The sequence below is a fragment of the Paenibacillus sp. ISL-20 genome (assembly GCF_018613005.1).
In the GTDB taxonomy this organism is placed as follows: Bacteria; Bacillota; Bacilli; order Paenibacillales; family Paenibacillaceae; genus Paenibacillus_AQ.
In genome coordinates this window covers 93,188-106,164 of sequence record NZ_JAGGRD010000009.1, presented here as the reverse complement: position 1 = coordinate 106,164, position 12,977 = coordinate 93,188, and the positions used below count along the sequence as shown (strand labels likewise).

The following is a 12,977-nucleotide window of genomic DNA, read 5'->3' as shown; positions in this document are numbered from 1 at the left end:
CGTGAGTTTCTGGAGATCACTCGTCGGCAAGTTGTGGATTACGATAACCTGTTTAGTCGCGTGCGTACTGTTGACGCTCGGATTATTTTTGCTCCCCTATATCGATACCACGTTTGCGAATTCGGATGCCATCAAACGTTTATTTACTTATGTGGCCATTATCGGTTTTTCGATGACTACCTTTTTCGGGTTGTTTCTGTTAACAAAGATTACCCAGCCCATGCAGCAGCTCATTGAGGCTGCCAACGACATCCGCAAAGGGAAGTATGGCACTCGGTTAAATTTGGTAACTAGTGATGAGATTGGCGAGCTGGCCAATACGTTCAACCATATGGCGGCAGAGCTGGAGACGAATATCCGCAATTTGAACCATGAGAAGGAGCATCTGTCCAGTGTGCTGAGAAGCATGAGCGACGCGGTGATTACTTTTGATAATCATGGTCAGGTTATTCTGGTGAACCCGCCAGGGCAGGAAATCATGAAAACCTGGAAAGGGCTGCAGTGGGATGATGAGCTGCAGGGCGGAGGCTGGGCGGCCGATGTCATGCCAAAACCGCTCAGTGAGCTTTATTATGCCACCGTGAACGAAGGAAATGACCAAAGCGCTGACCTGCATGTGAAGCAGGGAATATGGTCAGCCCATATGGCTCCCTTATATTCGGATGATATGATCCGCGGCGCCGTTGTCGTATTAAGAGATATTACCGAGCAAGTTACGCTGGAGAAGATGCGTACAGATTTCATCGCCAACGTGTCGCATGAAATCCGTACACCACTGTCCATGATGCAGGGCTACAGTGAAGCGCTGCTTGACGGAATGGCAGCTTCACCGGAAGAGAGCAGAGAGCTGATACAGGTGATTCATGAGGAATCGCTTCGTATGGGCCGACTGGTGAAGGATCTGCTTGATTTAACCCGTATGGAAGCGGGGCATGCAGAGCTGTCCCTGCGGGAGATGGATGCAGGTGAATTGTGTGAGAGGGTATACCGGAAGTTCACTGTTCGTGCCAAGGAGCGCGGTATTGATCTTCAGCTTAATAAACTTCACTCGAATCTTCTGCTCGAAGCGGCGGATGAAGATAAGCTAGAACAGGTGCTGACCAATTTGCTGGACAACGCTTTTCGTCATACGCCTTCAGGCAAGCAGATTCTAATCATTGCAGATCGGATTACCGTATCGAACACAGAGGCTCTCCAGGTGAAGATTAGCGACCAAGGCGTCGGTATTCCGCCTGAAGATCTGCCATTTGTTTTTGAGCGATTCTACAAGGCCGATAAAGCGCGTGTGCGGGGGGAGACGGTGGGAACCGGTATTGGCCTCGCCATCGTGAAAAATATCGTGACAGCGCATCATGGTACGATTAACGCAACAAGTGAAGTAGGCGAAGGAACGGTGTTTACGATGATCATTCCAACAAAATCGGGAGAATCTTAGGGAATGTCTCCACAAAAGACAAAACACGCTCACAGGGAGCGTGTTTTTTTGTTGAAATTAAGAGGTTAATCTTGTTCTACGTGGAACAATGATTAACCCCTTAAATCTTATATTGGCCTGAATTTAGGCCAGCGCAATTTGCTGCGCGGTGTTCAGTTCCGACAGCCCGGTAAGCTTGATCAGAACGTCCTTAGGAACGTCTTTATCCACCGTCAGAAGCATGATGGCTTCCCCGCCGATGACTTTACGTCCGACCTGCATGGAGGCGATGTTGACATCGTTCTCGCCGAGCAGCGTTCCGACACGACCGATAATGCCCGGCTTGTCGTTATGGGAGATCAGAATCAGATGACCTTCCGGAGAGATATCGACCGGGAATTTATCCAAACGGACGATCCGTTCGCCGTAACCCAGCAGGAGGGTACCTGCAACAATTCGCTCCAAACCGTTTTGCGTTTTAAGCGTAACGGTAACGAGGTTGGTAAAGTCTTTGGTTTTTGGTGTCTGGGACACAACGACGTGCAGATCACGGCTTTTCGCCAAATGCATGGAGTTTACAATATTCACTTCGCTACCGAGGTGGCGTTCCAGCACACCCTTCACGATGTATCGGGTCAGGGCTTGCGTATCGACTTCAGCCAGCTCGCCTGCATAGTCAACGTGAATCTCCTTCACCGCGTGTGCGGTGATCTGAGCAGCTACACTGCCCAGTTTCTCGCCGAGCGAGAAGTATGGCTGCAGCTTGTTCATCACGCTAGCCGCTACCAGCGGGAAGTTGACCGCATTCTTAAACGGCTCGTTGCGCAGGATATGAAGCACTTGTTCCGATACATCAATCGCAACGTTCTCCTGAGCCTCAACGGTAGATGCACCCAAATGCGGGGTTACAATAACCTTTGGATGGTTCAGGAACGGATGATCGTTTTCAGGCGGCTCATGTTCGAATACGTCAAATGCGGCTCCGGCAACAATGCCTTCATCGATCGCTTCCACGAGGGCACGTTCGTCAATAATGCCGCCACGGGCACAGTTCACGATACGCATGCCGCGCTTCATGACTTCGAATTGCGGTCTTGCGATCATATGGCGGGTTTCCGGCGTAAGCGGAGTATGGACCGTAATGAAGTCTGCGCTGCGGATAATGTTATCTACCGAGGAGAGTGTCACGCCCAGTTTGTCCGCACGCTCTTCCGTCAGGAACGGATCGAAGGCAAGGATGTTCATGCCGAAAGCCTTGGCGCGTTTAGCTACCTCGCTGCCAATCCGTCCCATTCCCATAACGCCCAGCGTTTTGTTGCGCAGCTCAACGCCGAGGAAGGATTTGCGGTCCCAGGATCCGCCTATGGTCTTGGCATAGGCCTGAGGGATGTGGCGGGCGAGGGCAATCATCATGGCAAATGTATGCTCTGCTGTGGTAATCGTGTTACCGTCAGGCGCATTAATAACAACGATCCCGCGTTTCGTAGCGGCTTCAAGATCAATATTGTCAACACCAACACCAGCACGGCCGACAACCTTGAGATTGGTTCCTGCATTCATAATGCGTTCTGTCACACGTGTCTGACTCCGTACGAGGAGCCCGTCATATTCACCGATAATGGCAGTGAGCTCATCTTCATTAAGCCCTGTTTTTTTGTCTACCTGCACATCGGCGGCATCCATTAATTGCTGGATCCCCAAATCACTGATCGGATCCGATACCAATACTTTAAACATGGTTTCTCTTCCTCCTTAAAATCCTCTATAAATTGCGGTATTGCAATATTGAATAAGGATTACGCTGGGCGTATTCCGTTATACACCAAAGATTCCAATAAGACTGCAAGAGGTCTATACAGGTTTGACGCGGTGTCGTGGCAAAGAGACAGGAACATAAAAAAACTCCCAATCCGCATACTACCTCCGTAGTAAGGGACGAGAGTTATTCGTGGTGCCACCCTTATTCGCTGCCAAGATGCGGCAGCCTCAAGCGGTCTGTTCAGACCATGATTGGTAACGGATATCATCCGATTTGCGCCTACTTCAAGTTTCAGCGAAATATCTCAGGAACGCTAAAGAATACTTTTACGTCACCGATTTACACCAACCATCGGCTCTCTGAGGACGTTACAGCTTCTCTTTTCCATCATCGGTTTTCACAGATTAATTTTTTCATAATGTATCATGGCTCTAACATTGTGTCAATAGGTGTTTATTCCGTCCATAGGCCTTATAGTAGGGGAAGAAACAAGGGTTAGCCTTGAATGTCATGCCGTTAATTTGCTATGATGCATATGCCCGCCTATGATTGAATTATTCTGATATTACTATGGTTGTCCACGAAAATAATCTTTAAAAATCAAGATGAAAGACAGGCCCATCTTCTATGAAAAAATTTAAAATACGCGTAAAAAGAATTGAGGCCCATCAATTAAATGATCGGCTGCTGCTTATTAATCTGTATCTTACCCAAGCATTGACACTAATTGCAGGTTTGATCTGGATCCTGTTTCAGCAGAGGAATCCGTTTGGGCTCTTTGTCATTCCGAAGGATATCGAGTTTGTATATTGGGGGCTCGGACTTGCAGGAGCAATGCTGGTCGTGGATTTTGTATTATCCCGGTTTGTGTCAGAGGATAGTATGGACGATGGCGGAATCAATGAAATGTTGTTCCGGAAAAGGCCGGTCTGGCATATTTTTGTTATAGCTCTGATCGTATCCATCTGTGAGGAGTTATTGTTTCGAGGAGCTATCCAGCATGCGTTCGGACCGTATTGGACAAGTATCTTGTTCGCACTTATTCATGTCAGATATTTAAAACATTGGCTTCCAACTGGGTGGGTTTTCTTGAGCAGTTACGGTCTGGGTTACGTCTATATTCAAACGGGTACCATTTGGGCGCCCATCTTGTGCCATTTTCTGATTGATTTCATATCAGGAATGTTGATTCGGTTTCGGAGGAAAGAGTAACATGAACGAACTTAGCAGAATGAAGCGACATCAGAGCCGAAATAAAAGCCGCAAAAACAAGTCAATGGCTCAATCAGAAAAAAGAGCGGCAGCGAAATCGCAACAAACAGATGAAACATGGAGTCGATCTAAATCGCCACCCTCCACAAGCTCCGTGGAACAAAAGCCCCAGAGCAGCAATACAGGGGATGGATTGAGCCGTTCCAGATCGACCCGGTCCCGCCAGCGTCAAGCAGAAGAAGCGTCTGCTCCTAAACGAACGAATACATATTCCTCGTATCGCGTAAGAATGAGCAAATGGTTTGTGAACTCATTGATCGTCATGTTCATATTGTTAATGGTAGGTCTTCTGTGGTGGGGACTTATCGGAGCACCTCCATTAAAGGAATTGTTAAAGGAGTTTTTATGAGTGTGTTGATGTGGATAGCAGGTGCTGCGGCACTCGGAGCAGGCGCTATCGGCTGGATGGGGGCTGAAGCCAGGGGCTATCGGGTGCGTGAAGAAGAAGTGGTATCCGAACGTATCCCTCACTCGTTTGACGGGTTTCGGATATTGTTCATTACCGATATACATCGCAGACAATTATCAGAAGTAAAGCTATTATCCAATCTATCATCGGTGGATTGCGTACTGCTTGGAGGAGATATTACGGAAATAGGCGTGCCCCTTCAGCGTATGAGGCATAATATGTCGGTGCTGGTCCGTATCGCACCCGTGTATGCCGTCTTGGGGAATCATGATCTGAATGCAGGCAAGGACGCCGTCCGTAAAGTATTGCGGGAGAGCGGCGTTACTCTGCTGAATGACAAGACTGTTACGTTAAAGCGCAGTAACGAGCTTATGGTTCTCAGCGGGGTAAGGCAGCCGGCAAGTCGGAAGCACCCGTATACAAGATTTCGGGGGAATGCAGCCGAAGACCAGTATCACATTATTCTGGTGCATGATCCAATATGGGTCAAAGACAAGGATGCGATGCATGGGGATCTCGTACTGGCAGGACATACCCATGGGGGACAGATTGTACTGCCAATTGTCGGAGCCGTTCGATTAACGCGCTTTTACAAGAAGTTTAAATCCGGATGGTATACGCTGCCGAGAAAGGCGGGCGAAACCAAACATTCTTCCAGGATGCTGATCAGCCGGGGATTCGGTACTTCCCATATCCCGCTGCGCTTGCAATGTCCCGCAGAATATCATGTGATTACACTACGCAAAAAACCTTAATTCGATCGTCAGATGGTGACGGCAGAATTAAGGTTTTTGTGTTTCTCGGATTATCTTATTTCGGATTTATCTTATTTTAGGTTCGATGAATTGCGGATCCACGAAGCCGTACCCTTTGGCTTCAAGCTTGGTCAGCAAGGTATCAAGGGCCTCTACGGTCCATGGAAGCTCATGCATCAGAATGTTGCTGCCAGGGTGAAGCTGTTCCAGCACATTGCTGACTACGGCATCGGGTTTGTTTTTATTTTTGCTTTCCCAATCGAGCGAACCGTTGGACCAGGTCATAAACAGCAGGTCATGATTCAGGGCAACTTCCTTGACCGTATCTCCGCCAGAGCCGAAAGGAGGGCGGAAAAACTTCGGTTCCGATCCGGTTGCTTCCTTGACGATTTGCTGGACATCCCCGATCTGTTTCTTCACTGTCTGTTTGGTTTCTTTTTTCAGGTCAATATGATCCCAGGAATGATTCCCAATGATTTGACCGCGATCATGAATCAGTTTCAACAGCTCTGGATGCGCCTTCGCACGGTATCCATTGACGAAGAAAATCGCCTTGGCATCATGTTTGTCCAGCGTGTCGATCATTTGGTTGATCATGGTTTCATCCTTGGGGCCGTCATCGAACGTGAGCAGCACTACTTTTTCGGGGACGGACTCATCATTAGGAACGATGCGATACACCTTATTCATGTGATACTTCGGTTCAACCGGTGCCTCGGCATCGGGACCCTTGACGGCTTCATCTGATGGGTCCGCGGATTTATCCACGTCAGGCTCGGCTTTAGGCTTGTCCGTTTCGGTTGCCTTCTCGGTACCTTCTTTCGGAGTGGACACCGCTCCTGAGGTTTCGTTTTGCTGCGTTGCTTTGTCATTACCGACTTCCGTGGCCGTGCTTTGTTTCTGATCCATTCCGTTGTTGCCGCATGCGCTGAGCATAAGGCAGCAAACCAGCAGAAGTACTGTTCGTGTTCTAACCATGATTCCATCTCACTTTCCTATATTTATGTAGCATGAGTTTCTGGCGGTGCGAGAACAATAATCTCGAGTTTATCATAGAAGGAGGTATCATGTGTGAAGACTTCGTCATTTCTATATGGTGTCATTATCGGTGCCGTTGCATGCCGAATCATTTCCCGTAATAACAGCAGGCTCTTCTCCTCGATGATGAAAGATGCGAATCTTGGCCGATTTGCGAATACCGCGATGAGTAAAATTCAGGGCACTAAGAGCCAGAAGTATTCTGGTTCGAGCCAAGAAAGCGTGTCTCCCAGTTCAGGCCGACATGATTCCACTCATTCCAATGGAACTGCAGGGGTACAGACATCGACACATTCGAAGGCTGCCAACCTGAAACAAGTCAAGGATTTCATCCGAAACAATCCTGATGTCAAGAATGAAGTCGAACAGATTTTGAAAGAGACCCACACCGTCATACCGGGTTTGTAAACGGCATGAACCATTTTGAATCATTCACGGGGAGCGGCCACATGAATCCCTTGTGAATGATTCTTTTTTCTACAGCTACATATTTGCGTGCATTTGTGGTTATTAAATGATAAAATCAATTATATAAAACCATTTTTATCACGTCATAATCCAGACATCATAATTTGTTATAAACTTTTGTTTACGTAAGGAGGATCCTGTCATGAAAATAGAGCGTTTGAGTCAAGATAAGATACGGATTTTCCTCACGTTTGACGATCTGAGTGAGCGAGGGATCCAGAAGGAAGAGATGTGGCAGGAAATACCGAAAGTTTATGACCTGTTTACGGAGATGATGGATCAGGCATACAGTGAACTCGGATTTGATGCCACCGGACCTCTTGCCGTTGAGGTGTTTGCACTGCCTGCCCAGGGCATGGTGGTTATTGTGACGAGAGGGAAATACGATCATCATTTCGGCGGCTTGTCCGAAGAAGATATGCCGGACGAGATTTATGAAATGGAAGTAACGCTGGATCAAAGTGATACTATCGTCTATGTTTTTCAAGATTTTGAAGTGCTCATTGAAGCATCGCATATGTTGAAGGACCTTGTAGGCGGAGCGGGTAAGCTCTATCACTATATGGATAGATGGTTTTTGTTCTTCGATCCTGAGGAATTGGATAGCGAGAAGCTGCCGGCGGTGATTGCGATGCTGGCTGAATTCGGTGAATCCTCCTCAGTAACGGAGGCTATGCTGGAGGAATACGGGAAGAAAGTCATGCCTCAGCAAGCGGTTGAGGTTATCTGTGCACACTTCCAGCGTCAGCATTAATCAAGTGGGCGTGCGTGCCGGACTTCAGGCCCGCAACTAACGGAAGGGGAATTTTAGTGCTGGTGTTCTCGGTAATTGCGTCAGCTTTGGCGCCGGGACTCGCATTGCTCACGTATTTTTACCTGAAAGATAGGTATGATCAAGAGCCCCTACACATGGTGATCAAGGTGTTCATGCTTGGGGTTCTGGTCGTTTTCCCGGTTATGATTTTGCAGCGGGGAATGATACTATGGCTTGGCGACAATCCGGTAGTCAACTCATTGTTCGTTTCGGCGGGCGTTGAGGAATTTCTGAAATGGTTCGTGATGTACCATATTATTTTTAACCATACGGAATTTGACGAGCCTTATGACGGTATCCTTTATGCAGTGGCAATATCGCTGGGATTTGCTACAGTAGAGAATTTGCTTTACGCCTGGTACAGCCAGGCAGCCTTTGGTCCGATGTTCTTGCGAGCCCTGCTGCCCGTTTCGGGGCATGCGATGTTTGGCGTCATCATGGGATACTACATGGGACATGCGAGGTTCACGGAAGGAAAACGAAGAAGGTTCTTTCTCGTTCTATCCTTGTTCCTACCTTGGATGTGGCATGGTCTGTACGACCTGATTCTGAATCTGCTGACCCACACATGGGTATGGTTCATCGTACCGCTCATGGTGCTGCTATGGTATGGCGGCATGGGCAAAATCTCTAGAGCTAACAACCGTTCTCCTTTTCGTTTCATCAAGCGGGAGGAAGAGGTTAACACTTAACAAATCAGGGCACACTTCTTTCTATAGACCTCGGCTGACAGCCAGGGAATCATAGAAAGGGAGGTGTCTTTTTTTGCGTGTAAAAGTGAAAATTCTTTGCAAGGATTGCGGTGAACGTTTTGTGCTGCGGGGAAAAAAGGAGCAGGGCCGGATCGAAACCGGATTTAAGCAGTGTCTGTGCAACAATCGCGATCACTTCGATATTGAGGAAGATTTTTAAAGGATGAAGGGAATTATACAGATATGCATAAGACTTCTTTCTTCTAGTCAAACTAACGGCAGTGAGTAGAAGAAAGGAGACTATCGCATCATGTACAAACGATTAAGCGCTATTCTGTTTCCTGTGGCCACAATTTTATTGATCGGGGCTCTGGTATGGGGTTATCAAGAGAATAAAGAGAAAAACGCCATATTGATTAATGCGGAGAACCAATACCAACGGGCGTTCCATGACTTGTCTTACAATATGGACAGGATTCATGCCGAGCTCGGCAATACGCTTGCGGTAAGCTCTACCTCCCAAGGGATGCACCGGAAGGGCTTGATGAATGTATGGCGCCTAACCAGCCAGGCTCAGAATGAAATTAGCCAGCTGCCGCTTACGCTCCTTCCTTTCAACAAGACGGAAGAGTTCCTTTCCCGAATTTCGAATTTTGCTTACAAAACAGGTGTACGTGATTTAACGAAGGAGCCGCTCAGTGAGGGTGAAGTCAAAACGTTGAAATCCTTGTACGCCAACTCCGGTGAAATTACGAAGGATTTGCAGCATGTGCAGAATAAAGTTATCGCAAACAGTTTGCGCTGGATGGATGTAGAGACGGCTCTGGCTACGAATAAAGTCGAGGACAATTCCATTATTGACGGTTTCAAAACGGTTGATAAAAAGGTGGAGTCCTACCCTGAGCTTGACTGGGGACCATCCGTAAGCAGCATTTATGACCGCCGTTCTGTGAAGCAATTGGCAGGTATGCCGATATCGGAAGCGGATGTGAAGCGTAAAGCGCTGAAGTTCTCGGATGTGGGTAATAATGCCAAAGTACAAGTGACGAAGAACGGCAATGGCACCGAGTGGGTATCTTATTCGGCGAAGGTACAACATCCGAAGGGTCATATGCTCAGCATGGACTTTACCGAAAAAGGCGGCCAGCTGATCTCCTATACGGATGAGCGGAATGTGGGCGCGAAGAAAGCGTCCGTTCAAAGTGCTATCGACAAAGCCCAGCAATTCCTGACGAAAAAAGGCTACTCCGACATGACGGTTGTTTCGGCGGACCAGTATGACAACCTGGCCAACTTCTCCTTTGTCCGTGAAGAGGACGGCGTGCTGATTTACCCTGAAAAAATTACCGTTCGTTCTGCGCTGGACAATGGGGATGTCATTGGATTCCAGGCCAGCGACTTTGTGTATGAGCATCAGATCAAGCGAGAAATCCCGCAGCCGAAACTTAGTCTTGCCGAAGCGGAGAAGGTCTTGAATCCTGAGCTCAAAGTGCTCTACCACCGTAAGGCCTTAATCAAAAACGACCGCTCCGAGGATGTTCTGTGTTATGAGTTTGGCGGGCGAATCAACGGGTCCCAATATCGAATTTACATTAATTCGGATACCGGCCTTGAGGAAACGGTTGAGGTTGTGAAGGATGCACAGGCAGGAATTAAATAATTCAAGTATTGCTTCAAGCCGGTTCAGGAGATATCCTGAACCGGCTTTTTGCTTGGATGAAGGAGCTGAAGGAGATGAAAGAGCGGGGATGGTCCCATGTTTCCCAAGGATAGACAGGATTCGACCTTTGTTTGAAGATTTTGTCCTATGGGCCGTGGCATCCCATGATATAATGGAAAATAATGATTATGATGAATTAGTGGGTGAGCGAATTGTATCCAAAGATTAACGATGTCCTCTATATCCAGTTGGATACGGGGGATGAGAAGGAAGCCAATATTGTATACAAATCCCGCATTTCCGACATGGATGACGAGTCGATGTATATGGAGGTTCCGCTGCAGGAAGGGACGGGCAAGCTGAAAAAGCTGTACATCGGGGATGAGTTGTCCGCTTATTTTTTAACGGAAGGAGGAGTCAAGAATTTCTTCAATTCCTACGTCCTGAGTCACCATGAGGATATTATCCGTCTGGTTCGCATCAAGAAGCCGGAGCAGGATCAAATTACGAAGGTACAGAGAAGAAGCTTCCTAAGGGTGCAAGCCGAGCTCGAGGTAGCAGTCATGACCAAAGACGGCACCCAGTTTTTAGCCAAAACCGATGATGTCGGCGGCGGCGGCGTATCCTTTTATCTGCAGCCGGATCATACGATTGCGGAAGGGAGTATACTGACATGCTGGATACTCATCCCGTTTAAGAACGGATCCGTGGAGCATGTTCCGTTTGAAGGCGAGGTTGTGAGGGTGAAGGAGCTGCCTACCAATCGAAGCATCGTGATGCTGAAGTTTAGTCAGATCGCAGATATGGAGCGCCAGAAGCTGATTCGTTATTGTTTTGAGAGACAGTTTGATTTTCGCAATCGTTAATGCATAAAAAGGACATGCCGGTGGCACACTATCCGAAAATTTTGTCCTGGAGGGGCTGTCTGCCATGTCAGAAGTAGTAAACGATCAAGACCGTCTGCTTGAAAAAACAAGACTGGAAGTTAAGCATGAGGAGAAGGGACAAGCCCTTCATGACCGATATGGAATCATGCTGCTTAAGCTGCTGATCTGGCTTGTGCTTGCTCTGGTGATCATCCAGCTGCTATTACATTATGAGCCTAGCCGGCCCTATATTTCGCCCATTCAGCAGATGGAGGGTGTTCCCGTTATCGAGCCAAATGTAAACGATTGGATGGGGGAAAACACCCCTTCTCTTTTGCATCACTCTAGCTAGTGTGGTATAATTTTCACGTCGCAGGCGGGCGCCTGCTTTTTTCTTGAAATATAAGATTACGCCTTTGTTTCATTCGCGTTTTCTTATAAGTTTTCACTAGAGAAACGGTGATCCCGTCCGTAACGGATGGTAAGCCCTTTCGATTTCGAGGTATATGTTTGAGGAGGAATGCCCCGTTGGTTACGCAGGGGACAGGTTATCGCGACAGAATTAATATTGCCATCGACGGTCCGGCAGGCGCGGGTAAAAGCACCGTAGCGCGTATGGTAGCCAGCAGGCTGCATTACATCTACGTGGATACCGGAGCCATGTACAGGGCAGTCACCTGGTTCATGCTGAACCAAGGGATTTCTCCAGAAAATCCCGAAAAAGTGCTTCAACATGCACAAAACATGGTGATTGAATTAAAACCGCATGAACATGGTCAAATGGTCTGGCTGAACGGGGAAGACGTCACACCATATATTCGTTCACATCAGGTTAGTGCAGTGGTATCCCAATATGCACGAATCGAGGGTTTGCGGATAAAGCTTGTCCGTTTACAGCAGCAAATGGCACAAGACAAGGGTGTTGTCATGGATGGACGTGACATCGGCACAACGGTTTTGCCGGATGCCGAGGTGAAGATTTTCATGACGGCCAGTGTCAAGGAACGTGCTCTCCGCCGCTTCAATGAGTTGAGTGATGAAGGCATATCGCTGGAACAACTGGAAAGAGATATCGCAGAACGTGACAGGCTTGACCAGGAACGTGAAGTGTCGCCGCTCCGATGCGCAGAGGATGCCATCATACTGGATACGACACATATGGATATCAACCAGGTTGTGGAAGCAATTCTTTCATATTGCGAAACTTAAGTGGGATGGGGAGAAATGGGCATGATTTATATTTTTTGCAGAGCGGTGGTTCGCGGTTTGTTCGCTATTCTTTACAGATTCGAATCTGTCGGAGTACATAACATACCTTCAGAAGGCGGCGTGCTAATCTGCAGCAATCATATTAGCATTCGAGATCCGATATCTGTAGGCATTCACGTCAAGCGCCAGGTTAAGTTCATGGCCAAAGCGGAACTGTTCAACATTCCGGTGTTCGGATGGCTGGTTCGTCAGCTTGGAGCATTTCCGGTCAAGCGCGACGGAGTAAGTAAAGATTCGATCAAAACCGCGCTCACGATATTGCGCACGGGTGAGATCATGGGCATTTTCCCTGAGGGTACGCGTAATTCCGATTCAACGGCGGCCAAACGGGGTGCGGCAAGCTTCGCTCTCCGCAGCGGGGCGACGGTCATACCGGCTGCTATCATTGGAGATTACAAGCTTTTCCGCAAAGTGAAGATCATCTATGGTGCACCTGTGGATCTATCCCGGTTTGAAGGTGACAAGTCACCGGAAGCTCTGGATGCGGCAACCGAGTTGATCATGGCCAAGATTCACGAAATGCGCGCAAGCGGCAAACCAACCGTGAACTGATTTATTCGC

Annotated in this window: 15 protein-coding genes and 1 other annotated feature; of the genes, 13 read left to right on the top strand and 2 right to left on the bottom strand. The window is 48.0% G+C overall.

Going from position 1 to position 12,977, the window contains the following annotated elements; translation table 11 throughout:
- The first annotated feature begins 1 nt into the window (after position 1).
- Positions 2-1,435 carry an ATP-binding protein gene (locus tag J7E85_RS05925; RefSeq protein WP_215155959.1) on the top strand — a complete coding sequence of 478 codons (1,434 nt, stop codon included), beginning with the start codon at positions 2-4 and terminating at the stop codon, positions 1,433-1,435.
- Positions 1,436-1,558: 123 nt separating this feature from the next.
- Here the strand turns inward: J7E85_RS05925 and serA are convergent, their stop codons facing one another.
- Entirely contained in the window at positions 1,559-3,151 is a 1,593-nt protein-coding gene (gene serA, locus J7E85_RS05920; protein WP_215155957.1) for a phosphoglycerate dehydrogenase, read from the bottom strand.
- 191 nt (positions 3,152-3,342) lie between these two features.
- Positions 3,343-3,573: a binding site (T-box leader), on the bottom strand.
- 227 nt (positions 3,574-3,800) lie between these two features.
- On the opposite strand from serA, the gene J7E85_RS05915 reads away from it, so the two are divergent.
- The 3 genes from J7E85_RS05915 (at position 3,801) to J7E85_RS05905 (ending at position 5,609) form a co-directional block, all read left to right on the top strand.
- Complete coding sequence (locus J7E85_RS05915) at positions 3,801-4,385, top strand: CPBP family intramembrane glutamic endopeptidase (RefSeq protein ID WP_215155955.1); 585 nt, start codon at positions 3,801-3,803, stop codon at positions 4,383-4,385.
- A 154-nt stretch (positions 4,386-4,539) separates the two neighbouring features.
- Positions 4,540-4,794, top strand: coding sequence for a hypothetical protein (locus J7E85_RS33880; RefSeq protein ID WP_251035499.1), 255 nt, complete (start codon positions 4,540-4,542; stop codon positions 4,792-4,794).
- Entirely contained in the window at positions 4,791-5,609 is an 819-nt protein-coding gene (locus tag J7E85_RS05905) for a metallophosphoesterase (RefSeq protein WP_215155951.1), read from the top strand. The genes J7E85_RS33880 and J7E85_RS05905 overlap by 4 nt, the downstream gene beginning before the upstream one ends.
- A 66-nt stretch (positions 5,610-5,675) precedes the next feature.
- On the opposite strand, the gene J7E85_RS05900 is transcribed toward J7E85_RS05905, so the two are convergent.
- On the bottom strand, positions 5,676-6,587 hold the full coding sequence (locus J7E85_RS05900; protein ID WP_215155949.1) for a polysaccharide deacetylase family protein: 912 nt from the start codon (positions 6,585-6,587) through the stop codon (positions 5,676-5,678).
- Positions 6,588-6,680: 93 nt separating this feature from the next.
- Between J7E85_RS05900 and J7E85_RS05895 the strand changes: the two genes are divergently transcribed.
- The 9 genes from J7E85_RS05895 to J7E85_RS05855 all read left to right on the top strand — a co-directional run bounded on the left by J7E85_RS05895 (position 6,681) and on the right by J7E85_RS05855 (position 12,968).
- On the top strand, positions 6,681-7,055 hold the full coding sequence (locus J7E85_RS05895) for a hypothetical protein (protein ID WP_215155947.1): 375 nt from the start codon (positions 6,681-6,683) through the stop codon (positions 7,053-7,055).
- A gap of 202 nt (positions 7,056-7,257) precedes the next feature.
- Positions 7,258-7,869 carry a genetic competence negative regulator gene (locus tag J7E85_RS05890; protein ID WP_215155945.1) on the top strand — a complete coding sequence of 204 codons (612 nt, stop codon included), beginning with the start codon at positions 7,258-7,260 and terminating at the stop codon, positions 7,867-7,869.
- A gap of 56 nt (positions 7,870-7,925) precedes the next feature.
- Entirely contained in the window at positions 7,926-8,621 is a 696-nt protein-coding gene (gene prsW, locus J7E85_RS05885; RefSeq protein ID WP_213645533.1) for a glutamic-type intramembrane protease PrsW, read from the top strand.
- 73 nt (positions 8,622-8,694) lie between these two features.
- The gene (locus J7E85_RS05880; protein WP_009595221.1) at positions 8,695-8,841 is read left to right on the top strand and encodes a hypothetical protein; all 147 of its coding nucleotides are present in this window, start codon (positions 8,695-8,697) and stop codon (positions 8,839-8,841) included.
- Between the two features lie 90 nt (positions 8,842-8,931).
- Positions 8,932-10,281, top strand: coding sequence for a germination protein YpeB (gene ypeB, locus J7E85_RS05875; protein ID WP_215155943.1), 1,350 nt, complete (start codon positions 8,932-8,934; stop codon positions 10,279-10,281).
- 203 nt (positions 10,282-10,484) lie between these two features.
- The gene (locus J7E85_RS05870; protein WP_215155940.1) at positions 10,485-11,147 is read left to right on the top strand and encodes a flagellar brake protein; all 663 of its coding nucleotides are present in this window, start codon (positions 10,485-10,487) and stop codon (positions 11,145-11,147) included.
- 64 nt (positions 11,148-11,211) lie between these two features.
- Entirely contained in the window at positions 11,212-11,499 is a 288-nt protein-coding gene (locus J7E85_RS05865) for a DUF5359 family protein (RefSeq protein WP_215155938.1), read from the top strand.
- Between the two features lie 176 nt (positions 11,500-11,675).
- Positions 11,676-12,356, top strand: a complete 681-nt coding sequence (gene cmk / locus J7E85_RS05860) for a (d)CMP kinase (protein ID WP_076320951.1) — start codon at positions 11,676-11,678, stop codon at positions 12,354-12,356.
- Positions 12,357-12,377: 21 nt separating this feature from the next.
- A complete protein-coding gene (locus tag J7E85_RS05855) occupies positions 12,378-12,968 on the top strand; it encodes a lysophospholipid acyltransferase family protein (RefSeq protein WP_215155936.1) in 591 nt (196 codons plus the stop codon).
- Positions 12,969-12,977 lie beyond the last annotated feature (9 nt).